At 61.4% G+C, this 24,471-nt stretch carries 37 protein-coding genes; 28 read left to right on the top strand and 9 right to left on the bottom strand.

Annotated features, from left to right (window positions below):
• The first annotated feature begins 10 nt into the window (after positions 1–10).
• From phaZ to C1949_RS00115, 3 genes are all read left to right on the top strand, one after another.
• On the top strand, positions 11–877 hold the full coding sequence (gene phaZ, locus C1949_RS00105; protein WP_104736808.1) for a poly(3-hydroxyalkanoate) depolymerase: 867 nt from the start codon (positions 11–13) through the stop codon (positions 875–877).
• Positions 878–947: 70 nt separating this feature from the next.
• On the top strand, positions 948–2,573 hold the full coding sequence (locus tag C1949_RS00110) for a PHA/PHB synthase family protein (protein ID WP_104736451.1): 1,626 nt from the start codon (positions 948–950) through the stop codon (positions 2,571–2,573).
• 7 nt (positions 2,574–2,580) lie between these two features.
• Positions 2,581–3,195: a TetR/AcrR family transcriptional regulator gene (locus C1949_RS00115; protein WP_104736452.1), complete on the top strand. Its 615-nt coding sequence runs from the start codon at positions 2,581–2,583 to the stop codon at positions 3,193–3,195.
• Between the two features lie 341 nt (positions 3,196–3,536).
• On the opposite strand, the gene C1949_RS00120 is transcribed toward C1949_RS00115, so the two are convergent.
• From C1949_RS00120 to C1949_RS00130, 3 genes are all read right to left on the bottom strand, one after another.
• Positions 3,537–4,292, bottom strand: coding sequence for a phasin family protein (locus C1949_RS00120; protein ID WP_104736453.1), 756 nt, complete (start codon positions 4,290–4,292; stop codon positions 3,537–3,539).
• A gap of 20 nt (positions 4,293–4,312) precedes the next feature.
• Positions 4,313–4,723: a phasin family protein gene (locus tag C1949_RS00125; protein WP_104736454.1), complete on the bottom strand. Its 411-nt coding sequence runs from the start codon at positions 4,721–4,723 to the stop codon at positions 4,313–4,315.
• A gap of 195 nt (positions 4,724–4,918) precedes the next feature.
• Positions 4,919–5,194, bottom strand: a complete 276-nt coding sequence (locus tag C1949_RS00130; RefSeq protein WP_104736455.1) for a polyhydroxyalkanoic acid system family protein — start codon at positions 5,192–5,194, stop codon at positions 4,919–4,921.
• 185 nt (positions 5,195–5,379) lie between these two features.
• Between C1949_RS00130 and ubiE the strand changes: the two genes are divergently transcribed.
• From ubiE to C1949_RS00190, 12 genes are all read left to right on the top strand, one after another.
• Complete coding sequence (ubiE, locus tag C1949_RS00135) at positions 5,380–6,141, top strand: bifunctional demethylmenaquinone methyltransferase/2-methoxy-6-polyprenyl-1,4-benzoquinol methylase UbiE (protein ID WP_104736456.1); 762 nt, start codon at positions 5,380–5,382, stop codon at positions 6,139–6,141.
• Positions 6,141–6,764: a ubiquinone biosynthesis accessory factor UbiJ gene (locus C1949_RS00140; RefSeq protein ID WP_104736457.1), complete on the top strand. Its 624-nt coding sequence runs from the start codon at positions 6,141–6,143 to the stop codon at positions 6,762–6,764. Before ubiE ends, C1949_RS00140 begins: the two co-directional genes overlap by 1 nt.
• Positions 6,761–8,359 carry a ubiquinone biosynthesis regulatory protein kinase UbiB gene (ubiB, locus tag C1949_RS00145; protein WP_104736458.1) on the top strand — a complete coding sequence of 533 codons (1,599 nt, stop codon included), beginning with the start codon at positions 6,761–6,763 and terminating at the stop codon, positions 8,357–8,359. The genes C1949_RS00140 and ubiB overlap by 4 nt, the downstream gene beginning before the upstream one ends.
• Positions 8,360–8,413: 54 nt before the next feature.
• A complete protein-coding gene (gene hisI, locus C1949_RS00150; protein ID WP_104736459.1) occupies positions 8,414–8,830 on the top strand; it encodes a phosphoribosyl-AMP cyclohydrolase in 417 nt (138 codons plus the stop codon).
• On the top strand, positions 8,823–9,152 hold the full coding sequence (locus tag C1949_RS00155; RefSeq protein ID WP_104736460.1) for a phosphoribosyl-ATP diphosphatase: 330 nt from the start codon (positions 8,823–8,825) through the stop codon (positions 9,150–9,152). The genes hisI and C1949_RS00155 overlap by 8 nt, the downstream gene beginning before the upstream one ends.
• A gap of 27 nt (positions 9,153–9,179) precedes the next feature.
• Positions 9,180–9,410, top strand: coding sequence for a Sec-independent protein translocase subunit TatA (gene tatA / locus C1949_RS00160; RefSeq protein WP_104736461.1), 231 nt, complete (start codon positions 9,180–9,182; stop codon positions 9,408–9,410).
• A gap of 21 nt (positions 9,411–9,431) precedes the next feature.
• Positions 9,432–9,806, top strand: coding sequence for a Sec-independent protein translocase protein TatB (tatB, locus tag C1949_RS00165; RefSeq protein WP_104736462.1), 375 nt, complete (start codon positions 9,432–9,434; stop codon positions 9,804–9,806).
• On the top strand, positions 9,793–10,569 hold the full coding sequence (gene tatC, locus C1949_RS00170) for a twin-arginine translocase subunit TatC (RefSeq protein WP_195826126.1): 777 nt from the start codon (positions 9,793–9,795) through the stop codon (positions 10,567–10,569). The genes tatB and tatC overlap by 14 nt, the downstream gene beginning before the upstream one ends.
• Positions 10,566–11,273, top strand: coding sequence for a 16S rRNA (uracil(1498)-N(3))-methyltransferase (locus C1949_RS00175; RefSeq protein ID WP_104736463.1), 708 nt, complete (start codon positions 10,566–10,568; stop codon positions 11,271–11,273). Before tatC ends, C1949_RS00175 begins: the two co-directional genes overlap by 4 nt.
• Positions 11,274–11,485: 212 nt before the next feature.
• Positions 11,486–11,830 carry a hypothetical protein gene (locus C1949_RS00180; protein ID WP_104736464.1) on the top strand — a complete coding sequence of 115 codons (345 nt, stop codon included), beginning with the start codon at positions 11,486–11,488 and terminating at the stop codon, positions 11,828–11,830.
• A 245-nt stretch (positions 11,831–12,075) separates the two neighbouring features.
• Complete coding sequence (locus C1949_RS00185; protein ID WP_104736465.1) at positions 12,076–12,636, top strand: hypothetical protein; 561 nt, start codon at positions 12,076–12,078, stop codon at positions 12,634–12,636.
• 63 nt (positions 12,637–12,699) lie between these two features.
• The gene (locus C1949_RS00190) at positions 12,700–13,155 is read left to right on the top strand and encodes a hypothetical protein (RefSeq protein ID WP_104736466.1); all 456 of its coding nucleotides are present in this window, start codon (positions 12,700–12,702) and stop codon (positions 13,153–13,155) included.
• On the opposite strand, the gene C1949_RS00195 is transcribed toward C1949_RS00190, so the two are convergent.
• The 3 genes from C1949_RS00195 to C1949_RS00200 are packed head-to-tail and all read right to left on the bottom strand — an operon-like array spanning position 13,152 to position 14,331.
• Complete coding sequence (locus tag C1949_RS00195; protein ID WP_211287022.1) at positions 13,152–13,673, bottom strand: helix-turn-helix transcriptional regulator; 522 nt, start codon at positions 13,671–13,673, stop codon at positions 13,152–13,154. The genes C1949_RS00190 and C1949_RS00195 overlap by 4 nt on opposite strands.
• A 35-nt stretch (positions 13,674–13,708) precedes the next feature.
• Positions 13,709–13,945, bottom strand: a complete 237-nt coding sequence (locus C1949_RS19505; protein ID WP_211287024.1) for a hypothetical protein — start codon at positions 13,943–13,945, stop codon at positions 13,709–13,711.
• A 38-nt stretch (positions 13,946–13,983) separates the two neighbouring features.
• A complete protein-coding gene (locus C1949_RS00200) occupies positions 13,984–14,331 on the bottom strand; it encodes a hypothetical protein (RefSeq protein ID WP_104736810.1) in 348 nt (115 codons plus the stop codon).
• A gap of 229 nt (positions 14,332–14,560) precedes the next feature.
• On the opposite strand from C1949_RS00200, the gene C1949_RS00205 reads away from it, so the two are divergent.
• The 10 genes from C1949_RS00205 (at position 14,561) to C1949_RS00250 (ending at position 20,540) form a co-directional block, all read left to right on the top strand.
• On the top strand, positions 14,561–15,484 hold the full coding sequence (locus C1949_RS00205; protein ID WP_104736467.1) for a hypothetical protein: 924 nt from the start codon (positions 14,561–14,563) through the stop codon (positions 15,482–15,484).
• Positions 15,485–15,589: 105 nt separating this feature from the next.
• Positions 15,590–15,892 (top strand): DUF2845 domain-containing protein, encoded by a 303-nt coding sequence (locus C1949_RS00210; protein ID WP_104736468.1) that lies wholly within the window; start codon positions 15,590–15,592, stop codon positions 15,890–15,892.
• A 76-nt stretch (positions 15,893–15,968) separates the two neighbouring features.
• A complete protein-coding gene (locus tag C1949_RS00215; RefSeq protein ID WP_104736469.1) occupies positions 15,969–16,598 on the top strand; it encodes an SDR family oxidoreductase in 630 nt (209 codons plus the stop codon).
• Between the two features lie 175 nt (positions 16,599–16,773).
• Positions 16,774–17,136, top strand: a complete 363-nt coding sequence (locus C1949_RS00220) for a hypothetical protein (RefSeq protein WP_104736470.1) — start codon at positions 16,774–16,776, stop codon at positions 17,134–17,136.
• On the top strand, positions 17,133–18,263 hold the full coding sequence (locus C1949_RS00225) for a saccharopine dehydrogenase family protein (protein ID WP_104736471.1): 1,131 nt from the start codon (positions 17,133–17,135) through the stop codon (positions 18,261–18,263). The genes C1949_RS00220 and C1949_RS00225 overlap by 4 nt, the downstream gene beginning before the upstream one ends.
• Positions 18,256–18,729, top strand: coding sequence for a DUF2269 family protein (locus C1949_RS00230; RefSeq protein WP_104736472.1), 474 nt, complete (start codon positions 18,256–18,258; stop codon positions 18,727–18,729). The genes C1949_RS00225 and C1949_RS00230 overlap by 8 nt, the downstream gene beginning before the upstream one ends.
• A 4-nt stretch (positions 18,730–18,733) precedes the next feature.
• Positions 18,734–19,117 (top strand): DoxX-like family protein, encoded by a 384-nt coding sequence (locus C1949_RS00235; RefSeq protein WP_104736473.1) that lies wholly within the window; start codon positions 18,734–18,736, stop codon positions 19,115–19,117.
• A gap of 33 nt (positions 19,118–19,150) precedes the next feature.
• Positions 19,151–19,573: a GFA family protein gene (locus tag C1949_RS00240; RefSeq protein ID WP_104736474.1), complete on the top strand. Its 423-nt coding sequence runs from the start codon at positions 19,151–19,153 to the stop codon at positions 19,571–19,573.
• 122 nt (positions 19,574–19,695) lie between these two features.
• A complete protein-coding gene (locus C1949_RS00245; RefSeq protein WP_104736475.1) occupies positions 19,696–20,076 on the top strand; it encodes a VOC family protein in 381 nt (126 codons plus the stop codon).
• 131 nt (positions 20,077–20,207) lie between these two features.
• On the top strand, positions 20,208–20,540 hold the full coding sequence (locus C1949_RS00250) for a DMT family transporter (RefSeq protein WP_104736476.1): 333 nt from the start codon (positions 20,208–20,210) through the stop codon (positions 20,538–20,540).
• A 10-nt stretch (positions 20,541–20,550) separates the two neighbouring features.
• On the opposite strand, the gene C1949_RS00255 is transcribed toward C1949_RS00250, so the two are convergent.
• Positions 20,551–21,030 carry a winged helix-turn-helix transcriptional regulator gene (locus tag C1949_RS00255; RefSeq protein WP_104736477.1) on the bottom strand — a complete coding sequence of 160 codons (480 nt, stop codon included), beginning with the start codon at positions 21,028–21,030 and terminating at the stop codon, positions 20,551–20,553.
• A 107-nt stretch (positions 21,031–21,137) separates the two neighbouring features.
• Between C1949_RS00255 and C1949_RS00260 the strand changes: the two genes are divergently transcribed.
• The 3 genes from C1949_RS00260 to C1949_RS00270 all read left to right on the top strand — a co-directional run bounded on the left by C1949_RS00260 (position 21,138) and on the right by C1949_RS00270 (position 22,998).
• Positions 21,138–21,869, top strand: coding sequence for an SDR family oxidoreductase (locus C1949_RS00260; protein WP_104736478.1), 732 nt, complete (start codon positions 21,138–21,140; stop codon positions 21,867–21,869).
• 19 nt (positions 21,870–21,888) lie between these two features.
• Positions 21,889–22,476: a 2-hydroxychromene-2-carboxylate isomerase gene (locus C1949_RS00265; protein ID WP_104736479.1), complete on the top strand. Its 588-nt coding sequence runs from the start codon at positions 21,889–21,891 to the stop codon at positions 22,474–22,476.
• Between the two features lie 177 nt (positions 22,477–22,653).
• Positions 22,654–22,998 carry a GlpM family protein gene (locus tag C1949_RS00270; RefSeq protein ID WP_211287046.1) on the top strand — a complete coding sequence of 115 codons (345 nt, stop codon included), beginning with the start codon at positions 22,654–22,656 and terminating at the stop codon, positions 22,996–22,998.
• Positions 22,999–23,008: 10 nt separating this feature from the next.
• Here the strand turns inward: C1949_RS00270 and dtd are convergent, their stop codons facing one another.
• Positions 23,009–23,446 (bottom strand): D-aminoacyl-tRNA deacylase, encoded by a 438-nt coding sequence (dtd, locus tag C1949_RS00275; protein ID WP_104736481.1) that lies wholly within the window; start codon positions 23,444–23,446, stop codon positions 23,009–23,011.
• Between the two features lies 1 nt (position 23,447).
• Positions 23,448–24,419 (bottom strand): prolyl aminopeptidase, encoded by a 972-nt coding sequence (gene pip, locus C1949_RS00280; protein ID WP_104736482.1) that lies wholly within the window; start codon positions 24,417–24,419, stop codon positions 23,448–23,450.
• Between the last annotated feature and the right edge of the window lie 52 nt (positions 24,420–24,471).

Consider the following 24,471-nt stretch of genomic DNA (forward strand, 5'->3'; position numbering starts at 1 on the left):
AGAGCTGTCCATGCCGCAGTCCATTGTCTTTCGCACCATTGAGCTGGACGGTCAGTACCTGCGTACTGCCGTCCGCCCCGGCTCCAGCTCCCTGCCACCGCTGCTGATCTTCAATGGCATCGGCGCAAACCTGGAGCTGGTCTTTCCGTTTATCGAAGCGCTGGACCCTGATCTGGAGGTCATCGCCTTCGATGTGCCCGGTGTCGGCGGCTCGTCGACACCCATGACGCCGTTCCGGTTTCCGGGCCTGGCCAAGCTGGCCGCACGGATGCTGGATTACCTCGACTACTCGCAGGTCAACGTCATTGGCGTGTCCTGGGGCGGGGCGCTGGCACAGCAGTTTGCCTACAGTCACCCCGAGCGCTGCAAGAAGCTGATTCTCGCGGCCACCTCGGCTGGCGCTGTAATGGTCCCTGGTCGGCCGGCGGTACTGATGAAGATGGCCAGCCCACGGCGCTACATTCAGCCATCGCATGGGGTCAGCATCGCCCCCGATATCTACGGCGGGGCATTCCGCCGCGACCCGCATCTGGCAGAAAAGCACGCTTCCAAGGTCCGGTCCTCAGGCAAGCTGGGCTACTACTGGCAACTGTTCGCCGGGCTTGGCTGGACCAGCGTGCACTGGCTGCACAAGATCCGGCAGCCAACGCTGATTCTGGCCGGTGACGACGACCCCATCATTCCGTTGATCAACATGAAGTTGCTGGCCTGGCGCATTCCCAACTCGGAGCTGCACGTAATCGACGACGGCCACCTGTTTCTGGTGACTCGAGCGCAGAGTGTTGCACCGATGATCATGGCCTTCCTTTCCGAAGAGAAGCAGCCCGCCGTGATTCGCCACACAATCCCGGGCAAGCAAACGCCACACCATGGCTGATCGTCTGGCAACACGGGCACGGAAGCCGTAGGCTAGACCCCAAGATACGTATCTGGATCAGGAAAGCTGGATGCCCGAACACCCCCATGGACGATTACCCACCACCACCATTGGGGCTGATGTTTCGAGCAGCCTGCTGGCGCTGCTACGCAGCCTGATACGCCAGCCGTGTCACCACGCCGACTACCTGCGCCGCAGTTTGAGCAAGGTGCTTCAGGCCCTGCAGGGGCGGCTCGATCTCAGCACGCTGAACGACGACCCGCGTTTTACCCATCCCGGCTGGCAGGCAGCCTTGCCTCAGCGGGCACTGCAGCTATGGCAGGCCTGGCAGCTGCCGCTGGCCGACTGGCTCGACGGACTTGAAGTTGCCGAGCACGAACGCGCGCAACTTCGCTGGCTGTTGGTGCAACTGGCTGCAGCAGCATCACCCAGCAACAGCCTGCTCAACCCCGAGGTTGCCGAAGCGGCCCGCCAAAGCCGCGGCCAGAGCCTGTGCCGGGGAGGACACAACCTGTGGAGCGACCTGGCCAGCGGCCGCCCCTTCGCCCAGCCCAATCTGGATACCAGCCATCTGCTGGGACGAGACATTGCCTGCAGTCCGGGCCGGGTTATCGCTCGCCACGCCGAGTTCGAACTAATCTGCTATCAGCCGTTGACCGATCAGGTACACGATAAACCGCTGCTGATCGTGCCGCCGCCGATAAATCGCTTCTACCTGCTCGACCTGACCCCGGACACCAGCCTGATCCGCTACGCCCTGCAACAGGGTCTGCAGGTGTATCTGATCAGTTGGCGCAACCCCAACCCCAGCCACTGCAATTGGGGACTAGCTCGCTACGTCAGCGCCAGCCAGCGCGCACTCAACGAATGTCTGCTGCATAGCGCCAGCGCGCAGGCGACACTCACCGGGATCTGCAGCGGCGGCCTGATTGCCGCCCTGCTCTGCGCCTGGCAGGCAGCGAGCGACCATACCCGCCAACTCAGCGCGTTCAGCCTACTGGTGACGCCACTCGACACCCGCCTGCAGACTGACGTCATGCGGCTCAGCGGACCGGCAACCCGACAGCGTCTACGCCAACGGGTCTGGCGCGACGGCTACCTGGACGCCCGCAGCAGCGGTGCCGCCTTCGGCTGGATGCGTCCCGAGCAACTGGTTTGGACGCCCGCCGTTACCCGCTACGCGTTAGGTCAGGAGCTTAAGCAAAACCCCGTCACCACCTGGGGGCACGATCACACCCGCCTGCCGGCGCAACTGGTAGAAGACCTGTTTGACCTGCTGGATCGCGACCCGCTTGGCCTGCCGGGCAACCTGCAGCTGAACGGCGAGCCCATCGATCTGGGCGCCGTCACTCTGCCCAGCTGGCATCTGGCCGCGCGCCGTGACCACATCGTGCCGTGGCAAAACACCTACCCCGGCACCCGTCTGGGGGGCGAGAAAGTCTTCAATCTGTGCCACAGTGGCCATATTCAGGGGCTGCTGTGCCCACCCGGTCACCCACGAGCCCACTTTCAGCATGGCAACGCAAACGCCGTCTCGACGGATGATTGGTTAGCCTCAGCCAGCACCGTGCAGGGCAGTTGGTGGCCTGCATGGAGCACCTGGCTGAAGCAACACAGCGGCGAGCTGGTTGATGCACCGGTTCATACCGATGGTGGCCACGGCCCTGCGCCCGGCCTTTACGTCCAACAGCAATGAGCAACCGATGAAAACCCGCGACCGAATCCTGCTCTGCACGCTGGAGCTGTACAACACCCACGGTGAGCCGAACGTCACCACACTGGACATCGCCAACGAGCTGGAGATCAGCCCAGGCAATCTGTACTACCACTTCAAGGGTAAGGAAGCCTTACTGGAGTCGCTGGTCGATGACTTTCTGCTGACCACCCGCGCTCTGCTGGTCAGTGCCGAGGAACCCGACGAGGCAACTCCAGAGGACCTCTGGCTGCTGCTGCATCTGCTGTTCGAAGCGATCGCCACGCACCGTTTCCTGTTTCAGGACCTGTCCAACCTGATGGGCCGCTACCCCTACCTCCGCCAGGCCATGTCCCCCTGGCTGGCAGCACTGCGCGCCCGGCTGGATCAGGTACTGCAGGCCCTGCGTGACAGCGGGCACCTGATCTGCGATGCCGATGCCGAACAACGGCTGCTCGACGCGCTGTGCCAGACCACCCTGTTCTGGCTCGACTACCAGCGCGTAGCGGGTAATGGCGAGCTTGATGCCGCCAGCGGCGTGCAACAAATGCTTGGTTTGCTGCGCCCCTGCCTCGACGAGGAAACTGCCGAGTGGATGCAGCTACTGATTGAACGCTACGACTGATCGCCTTTACCCAGGCGGTAAAACGGTTCATCGCGGATTAGGCGCGTAAACAGCCTCCTTCGGTTTACCATTTCATCCAGCACGGTTGCCGAGTCAGCCTTTCGCCTTTTTCTGTGAGCCAAGGGTGGCTGCTTGCCCTGCCCCCCCTTAGCGATCTCCCGCCAATCCTGCGCTACTCGCCCGCGTAAACGGGAAGAACCCCGGTGCCCACTCAACGATCTGAGCATTCGGTAAATCGTCCCGGCTTAGTAAGCAGTAGCGTCATCCGGGAATTGAGTGAAGAACCAATAAAAAACCCCGCAGTGAAGAAGCAGTGCGGGGTCGGGTACGACTGAGTGCGATCAGGCGTCGGTCGGCTTGTCCGCAGCAGATGCTGCAGGAGCCGGAGCAGGTGCCGCCGAAGCAGGCGCCTTCACAGCCGGAGTTGCCTTCGGCTTGGCCGGGGCTTTCGGCTTCGCCGGCGCCCTGGGCTTGGCTGCAGCAGGCTTCGCAGCCGGCTTGGCGGCCGGTTTCGCTGCAGGCTTGGCAGCAGCCGGTTTCGCCGCCGTTTTAGCTGCGGGCTTGGCTGCAGAAGCAGCCTTGGGCTTGGCAGCCGGTTTTGCTGCCGGTTTGGCAGTGGCTTTGGCCGCGGCCGGGCTGGCCTTGGGCGCAACCTTGGTAGCCGGAGCCTTGCCAGAGGCCATGCCCTGAATCAGCTTGGTCAACTCATCGACCTTGTCATTCAGCACCTTCACTTCATCACGTGAGGGCACCCCAAGGCGGGAAACAGCACTGTTGAGACGCTTGTCGAAGGCTTCTTCCAGCTCGTTCCACTTGCCAGTCAGCTTACCCCGGGCCTTCTCGGCCTTGGACTTCGCGTCATCAAGCGGATTCTTGCTGGCTTTCGCCTTACCCTTAAGGGTATCGACCTGCTTGTCGATCTCAGCCTTGGCTTTCTTCTCGGCCGCCTCACCGTCCTTGATCAGGGTTTCAAAGAGCTTCACGCCCTCCTTCCCGACCTTGGCGTAGGCACCCAGACCTGCCAGCCAGATCTGTCGCGAATAGCTTTCGATATCCGCAACCCAACTTGGATCCTTGTCCTTCTTCTTACCCGCCATGGAGCAACTCCTCTGTGACCTTACTTGCTTTGCAGCGACTTGAGTGCAGCACTCAGATCATCCAGCTTAGCAGACAGCTGATCAATATCTTTCTTGCTCGGAATACCCATGCGACCCAGGGTCGAGGCAACGCGCTCGTCGAATACTTCTTCGACCTTGCTGAAACGACCGCCGGTCTTTTCCTGCACCTTCTCTTTGAAGCTCTCGATGCGGCTGTTGGCGGCTTCAACCTGGCCGGCAACCAGCTCCTTGCCCTGCTTTTCTACTGCTTCACCTTCGCTTACCAGGGTCTTGAAGTAGTCCGCACCTTCTTTACCCGCCTTGGCGTAGGCACCCAGGCCGGCCAGCCAGATCTGATGGGCGTACTTCTTCACGTCAGCAGCAAAACCAGCGGTGCTTTCTTCAATTTTCTTTGCGGTGTTCTTGGCCATGTTCGTAACTCCAGTTCAGTAGATTGGGATACTGCAATGGACCGGTTACCGATCCTTGGAGACGACATTACGCAGCAAAATTAGAAAACACATACTAAAAACCGGGACCGGGCAGAACAGCCAGTCCGCAAAGGGAGGTGCGCAGGCTCTGGACTGGCGGTTACCGCCCGAGCCTGCGACACGATGGCGCAGCGCTTAGCCCAGGTATTTGTCCAGCGCCTTCTGCACTTCGCTCTTCACCATGCCGGCCATCGGGGTGAGCATCATGCCCAGATTGACCTGGACCCGCACGTCGGCGTCGGAAACGGTGATGCACCCGTCGGCACCGCTGCGCTTGAAGGTCAATTGATCACCCTGCCAGCTGCACTTTACATCCAGCTTCTGAACCAGCTTGTCGGCCAGTTGTTGCGCGCGCTGACGCGCTTCTTCCTTGCCCAGGCTGTGTTCGCGGGTAATGTCTACTGTCGGCATCGGCTGTTCCATCCAGTGTTGTTATCAGGGCCCGTCAGAATGCCGTAAATGCAGCTACACGTCATCACCCCTGCCGCCAGCCGTCGCTCAACATCCGCCAACAGCTGTCCGCGGCAATTGAGCAGCGCTTCCGAGGACAAAAAGTGGTTAGAATGGGAGCGAATTTGCCAGCGCAGACGGAATCCATGAGCGACCGACACGACAGCGAAAAAACTACCCACTTCGGTTACCAGACCGTAGCCGAGTCCGAGAAAGCCCAGCGCGTCGCCGAGGTCTTTCACTCGGTAGCAGCCAAATACGACATCATGAACGACCTGATGTCCGGTGGCATTCACCGCATCTGGAAGCGGTTTACCATCGAACTGTCCGGCGTGCGCACCGGCAACCGGGTACTCGACATTGCCGGCGGCACCGGCGACCTGACCCGCCGCTTCGCCAAGCGCGTCGGCCCGACCGGTGAAGTCGTACTGGCCGATATCAATGCCTCCATGCTCAAGGTCGGCCGCGACCGTCTGCTCGACCTGGGCGTCGCCGGCAACGTGCGCTTCGTCCAGGCCGACGCCGAAGCACTGCCGTTCCCCGACAACTACTTCGACTGCATCACCATCGCCTTCGGGCTGCGCAACGTTACCCACAAGGACACCGCCATCGCCTCGATGCTGCGCGTGCTCAAGCCGGGCGGACGTCTGCTGGTGCTGGAGTTCTCCAAACCCAAGAGCGAGCTGCTGTCCAAGGTCTACGATCAGTACAGCTTCAAGTTCCTTCCCCTGATGGGCAAGCTGGTGGCCAACGATGCCGAAAGCTACCGCTATCTGGCCGAGTCGATTCGCATGCACCCGGATCAGGAAACGCTCAAGGCGATGATGGAAGAAGCAGGTTTTGCCCGGGTGACCTATCACAACATGACCGGTGGCATCGTCGCCCTGCACCGGGGCGTCAAACCCTGATGTTGCCGGCCGCACTGCTCAAGGCCGCAGAGCGCAGCATTGCTGCAGCGCTGGCCCGTGACAGTGTCACCGCCAGACGGCTCGGTGCGCTGCAGGGCAAATGTGTGCTGATCTCGGCCCGCGACCCGGAATGGCAACTCTGGCTGCTACCCGCCGAGGGTGAGATTGCCCTGCGCACCGCCAGCGAACTGCCCGCCGACTGCGAACTACACGCTCCCAGCAGCCTGCTTGCACGCCTGCTGATCAGCAGCGACCGCAAAGCGGTGCTGCAGGATCCGGACGTCGAGCTGGTCGGTGACAGCCAGGTCCTGGTCACGCTGCAGAACATCATGGCCGACTTGCAGCTCGACGGCGAGGCCGAGCTGGCTCGCTGGTTCGGCCCGGTTGCCGGTCACGCCATTGGCAGCGCGCTGCGTCGCAGCCACCAATGGGGCCGCGAAAGCCGTGACAGCCTGCGTCAAACCCTGGCCGAGTACCTGACTGAAGAAAGCCGCCAGCTGGTTGGCCAGGCCGAGGCCCGCGCCCGCGCCGAACAGCTGCACGCACTGCGCCTGCAACTCGACCGACTGGAAGCCCGGGTCGCGCTGCTCACCCCTACTGCACCGGACTCGCCCGACGCATGAGACTGACCGCCTTTTCGCGCCTGTTGCGCATTCTGCATATCTTCGCCCGCTACCGCCTCGATCAGATCCTGCTGGCGTTACCGCTACCCTGGCTGGCGCGCCTGGCCCTACAACTCGGCCCGTGGCGACTGCGCCCCGCCCCGCGCGACCTGAGCCGCGGCGCACGGCTGCGCAAGGCCTGTGAAGACCTCGGCCCGGTGTTCATCAAGTTCGGCCAGATCCTGTCTACCCGCCGTGACCTGTTACCCGACGACATTGCCCTGGAGCTGGCGCATCTGCAGGACAAGGTGCCGCCATTCCCGGGTCCCAAGGCCAGAGCGCGAATTGAGGAGCAGCTGGGCGAGCGCATTGAGGATGTCTTCGCCGAGTTCAGTGATCAGCCGCTGGCCTCCGCCTCGGTCGCCCAGGTCCACGCCGCACGCCTGAAGGACGGTACCGAAGTGGTGGTCAAGGTGATTCGTCCCGGTATCGGCGAAACCATCGACCAGGACATCCAATGGTTGTTTCTTGCCGCCCGCACGCTAGAACGGCTATCTACCGAAGGCCGTCGCCTGCGCCCGGTCGAGGTCGTCGAAGACTATGAGCGCACCATCTTCGACGAGCTGGACCTGTACCGTGAAGCCGCCAATGCCTCCCAGCTACGCCGCAACTTCGAAGGCTCGGACCTGCTCTACATTCCGCGCATCTACTGGGACTGGTGCCGCCACAAGGTGCTGGTGATGGAGCGTATCGACGGCATCCCGGTCACCGACCTGGCCACCCTCGCAGACCAGCGCACAGACATGAAGAAGCTGGCCGAGCGCGGCGTCGAGATCTTTTTCACCCAGGTGTTCCGCGACAGTTTTTTCCATGCAGACATGCACCCGGGCAACATTTTTATCTCCCGCAAGCACCCGTGGGAGCCGCAGTACATCGCCATCGACTTCGGCATCGTCGGCAGCCTGACGCCCGAAGACCAGAGCTATCTGGCGCGCAACCTGATGGCCTTCTTCAAGCGTGACTACCGCCGCGTCGCCCAGCTGCATATCGATTCGGGCTGGGTGCCAGCCGACACCCGGGTCAACGAGTTCGAAGCAGCCATTCGCAGTGTCTGCGAACCGATCTTCGAGCGCCCGCTGAAAGACATCTCCTTCGGCCAGCTGCTGCTACGCCTGTTCCAGACCGCGCGCCGCTTCAACATGGAAGTCCAGCCGCAGCTGGTGCTGCTGCAAAAAACCCTGCTCAACATCGAAGGCCTGGGGCGTCAGCTCTATCCCGAGCTGGACCTGTGGAACACCGGCCAGCCGTATCTGGAACGCTGGATGCGTGAGCGCATGCTGCCGCAGAACCAGATGAAGAACTGGCAGCAACACCTCGAACGCGTACCCGCACTGATCGACACCGCCCATCAGGCGCTGGATAATCTGGCCAAGGCACCATTGCAGGCCCGAGCGGAGCGGCGTCCACGCTGGCCATTGCAGCTGGCCGGTATCGCCCTGCTGGTGTTTGGTGCCAGCGCCCTGGGTGGCAGCGACCCGGCGCTCTGGATCAACGCCGCGCCGGCCCAATGGGGCCTGATTGCACTCGGCGGCTGGCTTATTCTGCGCCGCGGATAGTCAGCCCCCGTCATAACTGGCACACTTGCGACATTCAACGAAAGACGACCCGCCATGACCGACTCGACCTCCGCCAGCAACTGGCTCGACAGCATCCACTGGGATGCAGACGGACTAATTCCCGCCATCGCCCAGGACGTGCACACCCAGCGCATTCTGATGATGGCCTGGATGAACCGCGAAGCACTCGAGTTGACCGTACAGGAAGGCCGGGGCATTTACTGGTCGCGTTCGCGTCAGCGCCTGTGGCGCAAGGGCGAGGAGTCCGGCAACGTGCAGAAGCTGCACGAACTGCGGCTGGACTGCGATGCCGATGTGATCATTCTGCAGGTCGAACAGATCGGCGGGATCGCCTGTCACACCGGCCGCGAGAGTTGTTTCTACCGGGTTCTGAAGGACGGCCAGTGGCAGACCGTCGACGCCGTCATCAAGGATCCGAAAACGTTATACGAGCACCCAAAACATGTCTGACACCCTGAGCCAACTGGCCGCCGTACTGGAGCAACGCAAGCAGGCGTCTGCCGACACCTCCTACGTTGCCAGCCTGCACGCCAAGGGCCTGAACAAGATTCTCGAAAAGGTTGGTGAAGAGTGCACTGAGACACTGCTAGCCGCCAAGGATTGTCAGCATAGCGAGGACAAGTCCGACCTGATCTACGAGACCGCTGACCTGTGGTTCCATTCGCTGGTCATGCTCAGTCATCTCGGTCTCGGTCCGGACGACATCCTGAACGAATTGGCACGCCGCTTCGACCTGTCCGGTCTGGAAGAAAAGGCGTCCCGCGGCAAATAAACTGGGCAATAGGCCCCGGAGGCAAAAATGGGTTTTGGTGGCATTAGTCTGTGGCAACTGCTGATCGTACTGGTCATCGTGGTACTGCTGTTTGGTACCAAGCGTCTGAAAAACATCGGCGGCGATCTCGGTGGCGCGATCAAGGGCTTCCGCAAGGCGATGAACGATGAGGACAAGCCCTCGGTCGAAAGCAAGCCGGGAGAAACGCTCGACGCCAAGTCCGAAGAGCACAAGCAGGACTCCCAGTCCAAGCCGTAATCCGCCGACAGGTCCCGTCTCATGTTCGACATCGGCTTCATGGAAATGCTGGTGGTGGCGGTCATCGCCCTGCTGGTACTCGGCCCCGAGCGGCTGCCCGGCGCCATCCGCACCGTCAGCCTGACCGTAGGCCGGATCAAGCGTGGCTTCTCAGAAGTGCGCAGCCAGGTCGAGCGTGAGATCGGCGCGGACGAGATTCGTCAGCAACTGCACAACGAACGCATCCTCGCCGAGCTGGAAAAACAGGGCCTGAACGCTGGCAGCCCAAGCAATCAAACCCCGACCGCCAGCGGTAACAAGCCCGTCACACAGCCGTCGCAAACTGGCCCGACCGCCGATGAACCCAGCGCCGAGCCCGTCAATGAGCAGCAAGACACCCGCCATGAGCAACCCTGAACTGCCACCCGCGAAGCCGGCCGGTGACATGCCGCTGGTCGCGCACCTGACCGAGCTGCGCTCGCGTCTGCTGCGTATCGTCTTGATCTGGCTGCTGATCTTTGCCGGCCTGTTCTACTTCGCCAACGACATCTACGCGTTCATTTCCGAGCCGCTGCGTGCGCTGATGCCGCCCGGCACCAGCATGATCGCAACCGACGTCGCCTCACCGTTTCTGACCCCGTTCAAGCTGACCCTGATTAGCGCGCTGTTCGTCGCCATGCCGTTCGTCCTGCATCAGATCTGGGGCTTTATCGCTCCCGGGCTGTACAAGCACGAAAAGCGCATTGCCATCCCGCTGCTGGTATCGAGCATCTTGCTGTTCTACAGCGGCATGGCGTTTGCCTACTTTGTGGTGTTCCCACTGGTGTTCGGCTTCTTCACCAGCGCTGCGCCGGATGGTGTGGCGGTGATGACCGATATCAACAGCTATCTGGACTTCGTGCTGACCCTGTTCATGGCTTTCGGCCTGTCGTTCGAGATTCCGGTCGCCACCGTGCTGCTGGTACTGGTGGGCATCGTCGACGTGCAGAGCCTGAGCAAGGCCCGCCCCTACGTGGTGGTCGGTTGCTTTACCGTCGGCATGGTGCTGACCCCGCCGGACGTGATCTCCCAGACCCTGTTGGCGCTGCCGATGTGGCTGCTGTATGAAGTCGGCATTCTGTTCAGCCGCCTAGTCCGCCCGCGTACACCGGAAGAGCAGCAGGACAACCCGCAGGGATGAACCTGCTGCTGCTTGAAGAGACTGATTTCATCGACGCGGACCATGTTCGCCTGAGCGGTCGCCGCCTGGCCCACATGCTGGACATCCAGCAGGTCAGCGTTGGCGACACCTTGCGTGTTGGCCGCATCGGCGGTCTGATGGGTCGAGGCACCGTTCTGGAGCTGGACAACGGCAGCGCGCTGCTGGCCGTCGACTTAAGCGAGTCGCCACCAGCCAAGTTGCCGCTTACCCTGCTGCTGGCCATGCCCCGTCCGAAGATGTTCCGCCGTATTCTGCAGCACTGCGCCACCCTCGGCGTACCCGAGATCATCCTGCTCAACAGCGTGCGCGTGGAAAAGAGCTTCTGGCAGACGCCGTTTCTGCAGCCAGAAGTGGTGCGCGAGAACCTGCTGCTGGGCCTGGAGCAGGCACGCGACACTGTGCTACCGACGGTGCGTATCGAAAAGCGCTTCAAACCCTTCGTTGAAGACAGCCTGCCCGGCATCATCGACGACCGACTCGCGCTGGTCGCCCACCCCGGAGACTACCCCGCCTGCCCACGCGGTATCGACCAGCCACTGACCCTGGCTATCGGGCCTGAAGGCGGTTGGATTCCCTACGAAGTCGACAAACTGATCGAGGCCGGCATGCAGCCGGTGCAGCTGGGTGAACGTATCCTGCGGGTTGAAACCGCTGTGACAGCATTGCTCGCCCGATTGTTCTGACACCTGGTTTCGCCAGGCCATAACGACAATCGGCCGGAACCGTCTAGGAGCATTGGGCGTTATATGACTGGGGGCTTTTACGTTACCCCGCGCGAGCTTATCCTCACAGCAGGGCCAGGCCGATCATTCTGACCGCTCTATCCCGACCGACAACAACAAGAGCCCATGCCCCTAAGCCGAGACAAGTCTGGGCCTGACAAGGAGTCCCCCGAATGGACAGATTCGCACTGCCACCTGCTGCCCGACTGCTCAACAACATCCTGATTTTTTTCCAGGGCACCTGCACCCTGATCGCGCTGACCGCCATATTCGTCTACCCCCTCGCCGCTATCGCCCTGGTTATAAGCGCGGCAATCACAGCGGGCCTCTGGTTCAAACATCCATTCGCCTACGCGGCGGTCATGGTCAGCTCCTTCATCGCCATCATCATCTGCCTGAGAAACAATGACTTGGTTGCGGTCGGCGCGGGCGTACTCAACGTCTTGCTTGCGCTCTATATCCGACTCAATCTGCACGAGCTGAGAGCCTCCTCCGAGGCCGACACCAAACCGGAGTAGTCGCAGCGCGGCATACTCAACAGCGCGTTGCGCTGCAGATTTAGCCTCAAGCCTTGGCCGAGGCACTGCGCTGCATTATTCTGTTGGCCGGGCAAGGGACTGCCAGCTGCTTCACCTTCGCGTTATCTTCGCTGACTTCCCCATGACATCAGTCGAGCCGCGCTAAGCGCGTCAGGCCGGTGCACGCTTGCGCCTGTGCCCAGGCAAACCGATCGGTACCTGTCCAATAAAAACCAAGAAGAATAATGAAGATGAAATTACCTGCACTGACCATCGCCGCGTCGATCCTCCTGACCTCCGGCTGCGCGGGCTTTAAGGCCAACGACCTCCCTACCGTGAGCAACGCCAGCTACTCGGTTCAAAACGAGAAACCCGTAAAAGTATTCAGCACCTGGCAAGCCCGCGCGGGAAGTAACGTTCCCAAGGGCCACTTTGACTCTGCCATCCGTAGCTCAGGCTGCTGCGAAATCGTGGATAGCGCTGAGCAGGCCGATGTTATCGTCAACGGCGTGGTGGTTGTCGAAGGCACTCCTGGCGCAGGCATCTTGGGGATGATCTCGGGCTTTACCTTCGGAGTCATACCCGCGTGGGCCACCCAGGATCTTAGTCTGCGGGTAACCGCTACCGAATCCGAGCAACAGCACAGATATACCCTGTCAGACTCAGCTACTCTGGTGATATGGCTACCAATGCTGCTGGTGATGCCATTTCGCGACAACCCGCTCAACATTGAGCAGGAGGTCACTCAGAATACTTACCGCACCCTGGTCGCCCGAATGAAAAATGACGGTCTGCTGAGCAACTGAGTCCAGACGTGTGGGCAGAACCTCACGTGTGCACTGTCCACACTCCGTGCCCGAGGAGCAAATATGAAACACGTCGCCGCGGGGATGGCCCTGCTGCTGTCCGCCTGCGCCACTGGCGTCACCCAAACACCCCTTGAAACGGCGCTTGTCGCTCAGTTCGGTGAAGATATTCCAGAACATCAACGCGTGCTCATCGACCTCAACGGTGACGGTTTTAACGATGCGTTGATCTATGCCCAGGGGCCTGACTGGTGCGGCTCGGCAGGCTGCACGCTATTCGTCTACAAGGGTGGAGCCAAGGGTTTCTCACTGCTATCGAGAAGTACGGTGGTGCAATTACCGCTGGTGGTGTCTGCGCAGAGAAGCGCGGGCTGGAACGACCTGATAGTGCACGCCAGGGGGCAGGGGCAAGTGGTGCTCCGAGCCACGGCCGAAGGCTACCCACTCAATCCGTCGCTGCAGCCGTCGGCGTCAGCGCACGACCTGCAGGACAGCCGGGCTCTGCTCGACTACAACTAGCCCAGCGCCCGAACCAGCATCGATACCAGCTCAGTCTGCTTGCGGTAACCGTTCTTGCCGAGCAGGTTCTTGATGTGCTGACGGGCAGTATGTATCGAGATAAAGCGCTTTTTGGCGATATCGTTGGCACTCAGCCCCTGAATCGGGTCGCCCGCCACCGCCGCTTCGGCCGGCGTGCAATCAAATAGCTGTTGCAGTCGCGGCTGATGACTGCCAAAGCTGAACAGCTCAACCAGCACACCGTTGTTCTCAGCGCGCTCCGCGATCAGCGGTGTGAGACAAAGCGCAATGCGTTCATCACCAGCGTTGACGAACAGCGTTCGGGTAGCCAGTTTGCTCTGATGGGAGTGAACGATGCAGGTGCTTATTGCCGCGCTCAACTTGCGCGCCAGCGCACGGTCACGGTTTTGCAGGCGCTGGTCACCATCCATGTAAAGTACGCCGCTGCGCGCCAGTAGCGTCTCTGCGGCGGCGTTGGCCTGAGCGCGGCAGCTGCACGTAACAACTGATCGCCTCATCGCGCTCGGGCAGGTCGCTGTTCATGTACCAGTCTTCAACCCCCCTCCGGGTAGCCGAAGGTCCAGCCGTAAATCAACCGCTGCGGTGCCTGAGAAACCCCGAGAATACCGCCCTGCAGGGCCTTGAAGTGCTCGCGAAATGCAACAAAGAAAGGGGCGAAGCCCCCGCTGTCGTGCAGACAACGGTAGAGAATGCTGACCAGATTGTTATAGGCCTGCAATCCCTCCTCTCTGAGCACGGGAGCTGACAGGTCGACGCTCTGATTTGGCATATTTCGACCAATCCGCCTTACGTTGCGGTACGAGCGGGCTACTCCACCCGTACCAGTTTAATGTTGACCAGATCGTTGCCCTGCATCAGCGTGTTGTCATCAACGATGGTCCAGACCTCTTCGTTCTCACCGCTCTTGAAAACCAGATAGCGCTTGCCTGCCGACTCGCGCTCGAAGATATCGTCAAAACGCGTGCGCTTGCCTTCGGATTCGATGTAGTCATCGCCGATAACGATGCGGTCGGCGCCGGCCATCTCAGCAAACGCGTTGAGCACGTCATTGCTGGATCCCGCGCGGCTTTCGTAGACACCCTCGAAGTCGTGACCGCCGCAGGCGCTGAGCAGCGCGACTGCAACCAGCAGGGCACTGTATTTGAACCATTTCATGGAATGTTCCTTGTGCAAAAACCGCAGCGGCGGCGAGTTGACCATCATAACCTGACAGGACAGCGCCCCATACCCGCACGGTCCTTCTCGGGCCGCCCCTATAACCCCGATGAATAGCGCGCCACAGAGCATTTGCCGGGGTCCGGAGCCGCCGCCTAAACTCGGTCGTTGATCAAGGCACGTGCCCGGCGCCGTGCAGCCATAAACCCCTTGCAGGAAGACAGCCCCCATGAGTTTCGATACCCCCCTCTACCTCTGCGGCCCGCTGCGCGAGCCCAAGCAGATGCTGGCTGACCAGGAATACAGCGGTCACTCTTCGATTCACGACGATGACATGGCCGAGAAGCTGGGCTTCCGTGCCGGCCCGATCGAAGGCCCGACCCACTTCAGCCAGTTCACTCCGCTGCTGGTCGAACTCTGGGGCCAGGCCTGGTTTGAGCGCGGCTGCTTCTCCTCGCACTTCCAGAACATGGTGGTCGAGGGCGAACAGGTACGCGCCTTCGTCGAGCGCCCGGCTCCGGGCCAGACCCGTGTCCGTTGCTGGGCGGAAAAGGCTGACGGCACGCCGGTCCTGGAAGCCAGCGCCAGCATTGGCGCTGCCCCAGGCGAGAGTCTGTTGTACGAACGCATGGCCAAGCTGCGTGCACCGGAGAAGCTGGTCATCCTGTCTGACCTGCGAGTTGGCATGAAAGGCGCCGTCGACGAGAAGGTGCGCATGGACCCGGACCAGTACATGGGCAAACTCTATCCATTCTCGCTGAACCAGAAGCTGGCCGGCATCACTGAAAACTCCAGCTGGTACTCCGATGGCAGCAGCACGCCCTGGGGCCACGCGGTGATTCCGACCGAAATGGTCAGCGTGCTGGCCGAATACACCAACAAGGATGCCGAATTTCCGGTCAAGCAGCCGGTCATCGGCCTGTTTGCCGACCAGGAAATCCGCATGATCGACGGCCCGTTGCTGGTCGGCGAGGACTACCTGATCCGCCGCGAGATTGTCGCCCTGTCCGAGAGCAAGCGCACCGAGTCCTACTGGGTACTATCGCGCATCTATGATGCCAGCGGCGAGGTGCTGAAGGCCGAAATGCTGCTCAACCATGCCACCCTCAAACACTCCTACGCCAACTACGAAGCGGAAGCCGCCGCGCTCTGAAACAGGCGCCCTCTAAAAACCATCTGAATATGCTCCGGTCCTTGCGTTGGGCCGGAGCCGGTGGGAGTATCAGCAGTAAGAATTCTCACTGACAGGAGGTTAGAGATGTTGATTCGACCACGCCAACGGGCACTGCTGGCTGCGCTGGTGGCCATGCTGTTCAGCATGCCAGCACACGCGCTACGTTGCGGAACCAGCATTGTCGAGGAAGGAGACCTCAAGATCGAGGTGTTGCAAGCCTGCGGTGAGCCGATCTCCCGCGAGGTCATCGGCTACATAGACAGCGTCCGGGTGAACGACCGTATTCGGGTCATGAAGATTGAAGAACTGATCTACCAGATTAACGGCAACTACCAGAGCCTGGAATTTGAGGGCAACCAGTTGGTACGCATTACCCGCGTCCGCTGACCCGCGTCAGCGCCGCTGCAAAAACAACAAACGCACTCCCGCAGAGGGTGCGACATGCCGTTGAGGATGTCTGTTCATGAGCAAGACTCTGGTTATCGGCAGTACCGGTCAAATCGGACTGCAACTAATGCCGCTGCTGCAGCAGGCAGGTCTGAACGTGGTCGCCCTGACCCGCAACCCCGGCAAGCTGGCCGGCATCGACGGACTGGAGATTATCGAGGGCGACCTGGAGAGTGACTTCGAGCAGGCTTTCGTCGGCTGTGAGCGGGTCATCTTTACCGCCGGCTCAGGAGCCAGTACCGGGGCAGACAAAACCCTGCTGGTCGACCTGTGGGCCGCCCGCAAGGCCGTTGACTACGCCCTCAAGCACCATCTCAAGCACTTTGTCATGGTCAGCTCGCGGGGCGCTGACAATCCCGACCGCGGCAACTCGCCGATCAAACCCTACTTGGTCGCCAAGTGTTTTGCCGACGAGTACCTGCAACGCTCAGGCGTGCCCTACACCATCCTCCGGCCAGGCCGTCTGACCGATGCTGCCGCCACCGGCTGCATCACCACCCGCCGCCCGGAAGAGGCAGAACGCCAGCACATCACTCGCGCCGATACCGCGCGTATCATTGCTCACGTGGTTAAGACCGGGCAAAGCCGCAACACCATCTACGAGTTGTATCAGGGCGACACTCCCTTCACTGACCTGATCGCCTGAGCTGCGTGACAGCGTGCCGCACGCGACCGTGCGGCGAGGCTCTGGCATACTCGGCAGCACGCAAGCGAAAGTCACGGTGGAGAGGGAGTTCAGCCAGCTTGCCGGACATTTGCGCCCCTCCCCATCCTTCCTGACTTTCTGCCCAACCTGCGTCGTCAATCAGGGGAGGATCAGCATGCAGTGTTTCAACCATCAACAACAGGCCGCCATCGGAGTGTGCAAGTGTTGCAGCCGTGGCCTGTGCGCTGAATGCGCCAAAGATCTCGGGCACGGCCTGGCCTGCCGCGACCGACACGAGGCGCAGGTCGAGGCGATGAACATGATCATCGAGAAGAACGCCCGCATCTACGCGGCAGCACCCAAAAACATTCTGATCGGCCCGGTCTTTTTCCTGCTGCTGGGCCTGCTGTTTGCCGGCTTCGGTTACTTCAGCGCAGGCGGCATCACCGATCTGCCATTCCTAATGGGGCTGGCCTTCATCATTTTTGCTGTTGTGTCCTTCGTTCGCAGCCGAGCGCTGTTTCGTGACGCCCCATGAGCTGCCAGCGTATTCTGGTTCTTGGCGGCTACGGCAACTTTGGCAAGCGCATCACCGAAGGTCTGGCGGCCACCGCCGGTATTACCCTGATCATCGCCGGGCGCCGCAACGCGCCAGCGCGACAGCTGCAGGCCCAGTTGCAGGCGACTGCAAGCGCTCAGCTGGAAACCGCGGAACTGGATCTTCACGCTGCCGACTTTGAAGCGCGACTCAGCGCCCTCAAGCCGGACCTGCTGATACATACCGGCGGGCCGTTTCAGGGCCAGGACTACCGCGTACCCAGGGCCTGCATCGCCGTCGGCTGTCACTACATCGATCTGGCCGACGACCGCCGTTTTGTCTGCGACATCAGCCAGCTGGACGCCGAGGCACGCGCTACCGGGGTCCTGATCGTCAGCGGCGCCAGCTCGGTGCCGGGGCTGTCATCCTGCGTTATCGCCCACCATGCCGAGCAATTCAGCCGGCTCGACGACATCGACTTTGCGATTGCCCCGGGCAATCAGGCTGAGCGTGGCGAAGCGACCGTACGCGCCATCCTGTCCTATACCGGACACCCAATCACAGTCTGGCAGGACAGTCGCTGGCAGCAGGTCTACGGCTGGATGTCACTGCGGCGTCTGTGGTTTGACGACATCATCGGCCGCCGACCGTTGGCCAACGTCGATATCCCCGATCTAGAACTGCTGCCGGCGGCCTATCCCGAGGTACGCAGCGTACGCTTTCAGGCGGGACTCGAGCTTGGCCTGCTGCATTACGGCATGGGGTTGATGGCCACGGTTGCGCGTATCGGCTTGGTTCGCAACTGGGCACGCTGGAGCAAACCGATTGTCCGCGCCAGCGAGTGGTTTATCCGCTGGGGCACCGATATCGGCGGCATGCAGATCAATCTGCGCGGACTGGACCACCAGCAACAACCGCTGCACCTGAAATGGCTACTAGGCGCCACGGACGGAATCGGCCCGTATATCCCGACCCTGTCGGCGCTTATCCTTACTCGTCAGCTGATCAGCGGTGAACTAGGCGAGTGCGGTGCCAAACCCTGCATGAACCTGTTCCCCTTCGAGGCATTCGAACAGGAAGCGCAGGGGCTGGCAATCTATCACCGGCTGGAAGTCCACCGTGGATAACTACCTGCTGCTCAAGCTGCTGCACATTCTCGGCGCTACCGTACTGGCCGGTACCGGCAGCGGCATTGCCTTTTTCATGTTCATGGCTCACCGCAGCGGCAATGTCCAGGCGCTGGCGGTAACCACTCGCCATGTGGTGCTGGCCGACTGGCTGTTTACCGCACCGGCGGTGGTGTTGCAGCTCGGGACCGGCCTACTGCTTACCCGCCGACTGGGGTTCAGCCTGACCTCGCCCTGGTTCCTCAGCGTGCTTGGTCTGTTCGTGTTCATCGGCCTGTGCTGGCTACCGGTGGTGGCGATCCAGTACCGACTGCGCCAACTGGCGAATGAGGCGCTGGATACCGGTGAGCTCTCTGCGGATTTTCACCACCAGATGCGTTGGTGGACAGCGCTGGGCATTCCCGCCTTTGCCGCCATTCTGCTGCTGTTCTGGCTGATGGTCTTCAAGCCGCTGCCGCTGGTGTGAGCCGATGAGCCGAGTCGAACACCTGTTTGCGCGCCTCAGTCTGGCTCTGCTCTGGCTGCTAACCGGTGTGGTCTCTCTGACCGCGGGCCAGTCGATTGGCGTTGAGGTGCTAACCGCTGCCGGGGTTGACCGCACCTTGATCGTCCCCTTGATCTGGGCTGGCAGCCTGCTGGATCTGGCGCTTGGCCTGTGGTTGCTGAGCGGCTGGGCGCTGCGGCTGTGTTGCGCGCTGCAGCTAGGGGTGGTGATCAGCTACTCGATACTGCTCAGCCTGCTTGCTCCCGCGTTCTGGTTGCACCCATTCGGTCCCCTGAGCAAGAACCTGCCGATTCTGGTACTGATCTGGCTGCTACTACGCGACCATGACAAGCGCACCGAGCTGACCTAAGGTATCTTCAGAGTCACTACCGGGAGCCAGCTCATGTTGCCGATCAAAACACTCGAAGGCCACTGTCTGTGTGGCGCCGTAACCCTTCGGGCCGCCGTCAACCACGACCAGGTGGGCGCCTGCCACTGCACGACCTGTCGACGCTGGGGTGGCGGCCCGCTGCTCGCCGTCGAAAGCGATCAGCCCGTGGAATGCAGCGGCGAGCAGCACATTGGCGTATACGCCTCGTCGGACTGGGCCGAGCGCGGCTTCTGCATAGAGTGCGGCACCCACCTGTTTTACCGCCTGCGCGAACAACCGTTCTACGCCATTCCGGTCGGATTGTTTGATGATCAGCGGGACTGGCAGCTGAACCGGGAAGTGTTCATCGACCAAAAACCCGGGTTCTACTGTTTCGCCCAGCGCACCGAGCAACTGACCGGCGAAGAACTGTTCGCACTGCATGCCGACGACTAACCGATAACCCCTCCTTATGACCCATCAATCTCCCCCGACGGAGGCATTGACGTTGTCACGGCTTGGGCAGACGCTTGAAGCGACGTAACACCAAAACAACACCAACCAGAAGGGATCACCCGATGTTCAGTCACATCATGCTTGGCGCAAATGATCTGGAAAAATCCAAGGCGTTCTACGACGCCACCCTCGGCGTTGTCGGTTGCAAGCCCGGCTTTGCCGACCCCAAGGGTCGCATCTTCTACATGACCCCAAGCGGCGTGTTCGCGCTCACCAAGCCGATCAATGGCGAGCCTGCCTCCTGCGGTAACGGCAGCACCATTGGTTTTGCCATGGAAAGCCCGGAACAGGCCGATGCCTGGCACGCCGCCGGCCTGGCGGCTGGCGGCACCGAGTGCGAGGATCCGCCCGGTGTTCGTGAAGGCAACGGCATGAAACTGTATCTGGCCTACCTGCGTGACCCGGCTGGCAACAAGCTGTGCGCCATGTACCGCATGCCCTAAGGCAAGTCCTTCCCTCGAGCAGTTCGGCGGCTTTCGCAGCCGCCGGATTGCGCACAACCCGCCGCAAAAAAACAGTTTGTTCCTGCGCCAGCAGCCTGCGTAACATCGCCTAACCAACCGAGGCGATACGCATGAACCATTGGGTCTACCTGATCACAGCCATTGTGTCCGAAGTGATTGCCACTTCCGCCCTGAAAGCCAGCACTGGCTTCACCAAACCGCTGCCATCGGTGGTTGTGGTAATTGGCTATTTGGTCTCTTTTTACTTTCTTTCGCTGACACTCAAGACCATTCCTGTGGGCATTGCCTATGCCATCTGGTCCGGAGTGGGCGTGGTGCTCATATCGGTCGTGGCCTGGCTACTGTACGGCCAGAAGCTCGACCTGCCTGCGCTAATCGGCATGGGGCTGATCATCAGCGGCGTCATGGTCATCAATCTGTTTTCCAAAACCGCCGGGCACTGAAGCCACTCACTCAGCCCGCCAACAACTTCTCCACCTCTTCGCCAAACGCGGCACCCGGGCGCGCATCGATGTCCCGAGGCCCAACCGGCTCAGCACATTCCGAACAGACCATCACCGGTTTCATGCGCTGACCGCAGCCCTTGTGATAGTGCTCGATGGGCGCACCACGCTCATCCGCCATCCAGGTATCGCCCCAGCTGACCAGCGACAGAATCACCGGATGCAGCGCCAGCCCCTTGTCGGTCAGCCGGTACTCCTCACGCAGGGGTTTTTGCTGATACGGCACCTTGACCAGCACCCCGTGTTCAACCAGCTTCTTCAGACGATCAGCCAGCAGGTGGCGGGTCAGGCCGATGCGCCGCTCGAAGGCATCGAAGCGGCGTACGCCGAGAAAGCAGTCGCGCAGAATCAGCAACGTCCAGCGGTCGCCCACCACCGCCAGCGTGCGAGACATGGAGCAGGGCTGCTCACCCAGTTCTTCCCAGCGCATGTATTAACCCTCCAGTTGATGTGCTCAGAGTAGCTTGACAAGTTCCATAATGAAACCCACCATCAAGTTAGTTCCAAAAAAGAACCATAGATAACAAGGACCATGCCATGACAGCAACTGCACCCGTAGCCGTGGTGATCGGCGCCGGTGACGCCACCGGTGGCGCTATCGCTCGCCGCTTCGCCCGTGAAGGTTTTACCCTCTGCGTGACCCGCCGCAATGCTGACAGCTTGAGCGAGCTGGTTACTCGGATCGAGGCTGACGGCGGCAAGGCCCACGCCTTCGGCTGTGATGCGCGCAATGAAGACGAGATGGTCGGTCTGTTCGAGCACATCGAGCGCGAGATCGGCCCGGTTGAAGTGGCAGTTTTCAACATCGGCGCCAACGTGCGTTTCGGTATTACCGAGACCACTGCCCGGGTCTACCGCAAGGTCTGGGAAATGGCCGGCTTCGCCGGCTTCCTCACCGGCCGGGAAGCCGCCAAGGTGATGTTGCCGCGCGGCAAGGGCACCATTATTTTCACCGGGGCCACGGCCTCGCTGCGTGGCGGTTCGGGCTTCTCAGCCTTTGCCGGCGCCAAGTTTGCGCTGCGTGCACTGGCCCAAAGCATGGCCCGCGAACTGGGCCCGCAGGGCATTCATGTCGCCCACCCGATCATCGACGGTGCCATTGATACGGCCTTTATTCGCGACAACTTCCCCGAGCGCTATGCGCTGAAAGATCGAGACGGCATCCTTAACCCCGAACATATTGCCGACCAATACTGGGCCATTCATACCCAGCCGCGCGACAGCTGGACCCATGAGCTGGACCTGCGCCCCTGGATGGAAACCTTTTAATTCAGCTCTGGAGAGACGCATGAGCAAGACCATCGAGTTCTATTTTGACGTCGGCAGCCCGGCCAGCTATCTGGCCTGGAGCCAACTACCGGCGATTGCCGAGCGCACCGGCGCTAGCCTGGTCTACAAACCGATGCTGCTGGGCGGCGTGTTCATGGCCACCGGCAACAGCTCCCCGGCGACGGTGCCGGCCAAGGGCGCCTATTCGCGGATCGACATGCAGCGCTATGCCAACCGCTATGGCGTCACCCTGAACCAGAACCCCTTCTTCCCGATCAACACCCTGCAGCTGATGCGCGCGGTTACCGCTTATCAGGACACACCGAAGTTCGAGCCTCTGCTGACGGCGATCTTCAATGCCATGTGGATCAGCGAGCTGAACATGGGCGAACCCGCGGTCATCGGCAAGGTGCTGGTCGAGGCCGGGTTTGACCCGGAAGAGGTGATGGCCAAAGCCAGTGACCCGGCGGTCAAGGAGCAGCTCAAGCGCGCAACCGAAGAAGCCATCGGCCGCGGCATATTCGGCGCACCGACCTGCTTTGTCGATGGCGAGATGTTCTTTGGCCAGGACCGCCTGGACTGGATCGAAGCAGCCGCGCGCAGCTGATCCGGCTGACCAGCGGCACCTTCGCCGGTGCCGTTGGTCGGCTGCCGTCAAAACCCGCTTTGCAGCCAATTGACGGCCATCTCGGCGCGGCATACATTCGCGCCGATGAGCAGCGTTCTGGCGTCCTGCCCCTGCTCAGGGATTCCCTGTCCCTACCTTTGCGGATCTATCCACATGCTGTCCCTTGCCCTCAAGTGCGTCCTGGGTGCGCTCGCAGTGCTGCTGATTGCGCTGCTGGCGAAGACAAAGAGTTTCTACATTGCCGGCCTGGTGCCGCTGTTTCCGACCTTTGCGATCATTGCCCACTACATCGTCGGCAGCGAGCGGCTGGCCAGCGACCTGCGCAGCACCGCGATTTTCGGCCTGTGGTCGCTGCTGCCCTATGCGGCGTACCTGCTTTCGATTGTCGTGCTGAGCGAGCGCTTCACGCTGGCTGCCACCCTGACTCTGGGTGCACTGGCCTGGACACTGACGGCAGCCATGCTATTGACCGTCTGGACACGGGTTTACCCGATTGCCTGAATACCGGCGCTCAAACCTCCAGCATGAAGGTTACCGGCCCGTCGTTGACTAGGTGAACCTGCATGTCGGCACCAAAGCGGCCGGTCGCAACCTGCGGGTGCCGTGCCTGCGCCTGAGCAACCAGATAGTTGAACAGCGCTTCAGCACGGTCAGGCGGCGCAGCGGTGGAGAAGCCGGGGCGGCGACCCTTGCGGGTGTCGGCGGCCAGGGTGAACTGTGATACCAGCAGCAGCCCGCCCTGCACGTCGGTCAGCGAGTCATTCATGCGACCGTCGGCATCGGTGAATACCCGGTATTCGAGCAGTCGCTTGAGCAGTTTGTCGGCGCTGGCCTCATCGTCCTGCGGTTCGATGCCAACCAGCACCAGCAGCCCCTGATCAATCGCCCCGACAATCTCGCCGTCTACCTCGACCCGGGCCTGACGCACCCGTTGCAGCAATCCCTTCATATCACTCGGCCTGCGGCGTCAGGTCGAGCAGGCGACGGGCCATATCACCGGTAGCACGCACCAGCGCGTCGGCTATGCCCGGCTCGGAGGCGGCGTGGCCGGCATCGCGAATGATGTTCAGCTCACTGCCCGGCCAGCGCTGATGCAGCGCGTGGGCGTTATCCAGCGGGCAGACCATGTCGTAGCGGCCATGCACGATGATGCCCGGGATATGGGCAACCCGGTCCATGTTGTCGAGCAGTTGGTTGGGGGCAAGGAAGGTTTTGTTGGCGAAGTAGTGACACTCGATACGGGCAATCGCATAGGCGCGACGGGCGTCGCTGAAGCGCTCGATCACCTGCGGGCTGGGCCTGAGCGTGGCGCAGCGCCCCTCCCACACCGACCACGCCTTGGCCGCGTGCATGCGACAGATCTCGTCGTCACCCGTCAGCCGACGGTAGTAGGCGGCCACCATATCGGCGCGCTCTTCCTCAGGAATCAGGCTCAGATAGTCTTCCCAGTAATCGGGGAACACATGGCTGGCGCCCTCCTGATAGAACCAGTGGATATCCTGCTCGCGGCACAAGAAGATGCCGCGCAACACCATGCCCATGACCCGGTCAGGGTGCGCCTGGGCGTAGGCCAGCGCCAGCGTCGAGCCCCAGGAGCCACCGAACAGCACCCACTTGTCGATGCCCAGGTGCTCGCGCAGGGTTTCCATGTCGGCGATCAGATCGGCGGTGGTATTGTTGTCGAGACTACCGTGCGGCGTGGAGCGGCCACAGCCACGTTGGTCAAAGGTAACGATGCGATAGACGGACGGGTCGAAGAAGCGGCGGCTTAACGCATCACATCCGGCCCCTGGGCCGCCATGGATGAATACCACCGGCAGGCCATCAGGCTGCCCGCTTTCATCGGCATAAAGTACATGGGGAGGAGTGACCGCCAGTTCGTGGCGGGCGTAGGGTTTGATCTCCGGATACAACAGCTGCATGATGGCTCCCTGAACCGGCGCGAATGCGCCGTGCTCCTTACGTTGGAAGCCC

Source organism: Halopseudomonas oceani, assembly GCF_002903165.1.
GTDB classification, from domain to species: domain Bacteria; phylum Pseudomonadota; class Gammaproteobacteria; order Pseudomonadales; family Pseudomonadaceae; genus Halopseudomonas; species Halopseudomonas oceani.

Bases quoted from the DNA above. Each gene is read 5' to 3' on its own strand.
- C1949_RS00175 (WP_104736463.1), top strand. From the start codon at position 10,566: ATGAACCTGCTGCTGCTTGAAGAGACTGATTTCATCGACGCGGACCAT.
- C1949_RS00210 (WP_104736468.1), top strand. From the start codon at position 15,590: ATGTTGATTCGACCACGCCAACGGGCACTGCTGGCTGCGCTGGTGGCC.
- C1949_RS00110 (WP_104736451.1), top strand. From the start codon at position 948: ATGCCCGAACACCCCCATGGACGATTACCCACCACCACCATTGGGGCT.
- C1949_RS00155 (WP_104736460.1), top strand. From the start codon at position 8,823: ATGTCTGACACCCTGAGCCAACTGGCCGCCGTACTGGAGCAACGCAAG.
- C1949_RS00215 (WP_104736469.1), top strand. From the start codon at position 15,969: ATGAGCAAGACTCTGGTTATCGGCAGTACCGGTCAAATCGGACTGCAA.
- C1949_RS00240 (WP_104736474.1), top strand. From the start codon at position 19,151: ATGTTGCCGATCAAAACACTCGAAGGCCACTGTCTGTGTGGCGCCGTA.
- C1949_RS00200 (WP_104736810.1), bottom strand. From the start codon at position 14,331: ATGAAATGGTTCAAATACAGTGCCCTGCTGGTTGCAGTCGCGCTGCTC.
- phaZ (WP_104736808.1), top strand. From the start codon at position 11: ATGCCGCAGTCCATTGTCTTTCGCACCATTGAGCTGGACGGTCAGTAC.
- C1949_RS00130 (WP_104736455.1), bottom strand. From the start codon at position 5,194: ATGCCGACAGTAGACATTACCCGCGAACACAGCCTGGGCAAGGAAGAA.
- C1949_RS00255 (WP_104736477.1), bottom strand. From the start codon at position 21,030: ATGCGCTGGGAAGAACTGGGTGAGCAGCCCTGCTCCATGTCTCGCACG.
- C1949_RS00140 (WP_104736457.1), top strand. From the start codon at position 6,141: ATGTTGCCGGCCGCACTGCTCAAGGCCGCAGAGCGCAGCATTGCTGCA.
- C1949_RS00265 (WP_104736479.1), top strand. From the start codon at position 21,889: ATGAGCAAGACCATCGAGTTCTATTTTGACGTCGGCAGCCCGGCCAGC.
- pip (WP_104736482.1), bottom strand. From the start codon at position 24,419: ATGCAGCTGTTGTATCCGGAGATCAAACCCTACGCCCGCCACGAACTG.
- ubiE (WP_104736456.1), top strand. From the start codon at position 5,380: ATGAGCGACCGACACGACAGCGAAAAAACTACCCACTTCGGTTACCAG.
- C1949_RS00205 (WP_104736467.1), top strand. From the start codon at position 14,561: ATGAGTTTCGATACCCCCCTCTACCTCTGCGGCCCGCTGCGCGAGCCC.
- tatB (WP_104736462.1), top strand. From the start codon at position 9,432: ATGTTCGACATCGGCTTCATGGAAATGCTGGTGGTGGCGGTCATCGCC.
- C1949_RS00250 (WP_104736476.1), top strand. From the start codon at position 20,208: ATGAACCATTGGGTCTACCTGATCACAGCCATTGTGTCCGAAGTGATT.
- C1949_RS00185 (WP_104736465.1), top strand. From the start codon at position 12,076: ATGAAGATGAAATTACCTGCACTGACCATCGCCGCGTCGATCCTCCTG.
- C1949_RS00260 (WP_104736478.1), top strand. From the start codon at position 21,138: ATGACAGCAACTGCACCCGTAGCCGTGGTGATCGGCGCCGGTGACGCC.
- C1949_RS00220 (WP_104736470.1), top strand. From the start codon at position 16,774: ATGCAGTGTTTCAACCATCAACAACAGGCCGCCATCGGAGTGTGCAAG.
- C1949_RS00115 (WP_104736452.1), top strand. From the start codon at position 2,581: ATGAAAACCCGCGACCGAATCCTGCTCTGCACGCTGGAGCTGTACAAC.
- C1949_RS00235 (WP_104736473.1), top strand. From the start codon at position 18,734: ATGAGCCGAGTCGAACACCTGTTTGCGCGCCTCAGTCTGGCTCTGCTC.
- C1949_RS00245 (WP_104736475.1), top strand. From the start codon at position 19,696: ATGTTCAGTCACATCATGCTTGGCGCAAATGATCTGGAAAAATCCAAG.
- tatA (WP_104736461.1), top strand. From the start codon at position 9,180: ATGGGTTTTGGTGGCATTAGTCTGTGGCAACTGCTGATCGTACTGGTC.
- tatC (WP_195826126.1), top strand. From the start codon at position 9,793: ATGAGCAACCCTGAACTGCCACCCGCGAAGCCGGCCGGTGACATGCCG.
- C1949_RS00225 (WP_104736471.1), top strand. From the start codon at position 17,133: ATGAGCTGCCAGCGTATTCTGGTTCTTGGCGGCTACGGCAACTTTGGC.
- C1949_RS00120 (WP_104736453.1), bottom strand. From the start codon at position 4,292: ATGGCGGGTAAGAAGAAGGACAAGGATCCAAGTTGGGTTGCGGATATC.
- dtd (WP_104736481.1), bottom strand. From the start codon at position 23,446: ATGAAGGGATTGCTGCAACGGGTGCGTCAGGCCCGGGTCGAGGTAGAC.
- C1949_RS00180 (WP_104736464.1), top strand. From the start codon at position 11,486: ATGGACAGATTCGCACTGCCACCTGCTGCCCGACTGCTCAACAACATC.
- hisI (WP_104736459.1), top strand. From the start codon at position 8,414: ATGACCGACTCGACCTCCGCCAGCAACTGGCTCGACAGCATCCACTGG.
- C1949_RS19505 (WP_211287024.1), bottom strand. From the start codon at position 13,945: ATGCCAAATCAGAGCGTCGACCTGTCAGCTCCCGTGCTCAGAGAGGAG.
- C1949_RS00190 (WP_104736466.1), top strand. From the start codon at position 12,700: ATGAAACACGTCGCCGCGGGGATGGCCCTGCTGCTGTCCGCCTGCGCC.
- C1949_RS00125 (WP_104736454.1), bottom strand. From the start codon at position 4,723: ATGGCCAAGAACACCGCAAAGAAAATTGAAGAAAGCACCGCTGGTTTT.
- C1949_RS00195 (WP_211287022.1), bottom strand. From the start codon at position 13,673: ATGAGGCGATCAGTTGTTACGTGCAGCTGCCGCGCTCAGGCCAACGCC.
- ubiB (WP_104736458.1), top strand. From the start codon at position 6,761: ATGAGACTGACCGCCTTTTCGCGCCTGTTGCGCATTCTGCATATCTTC.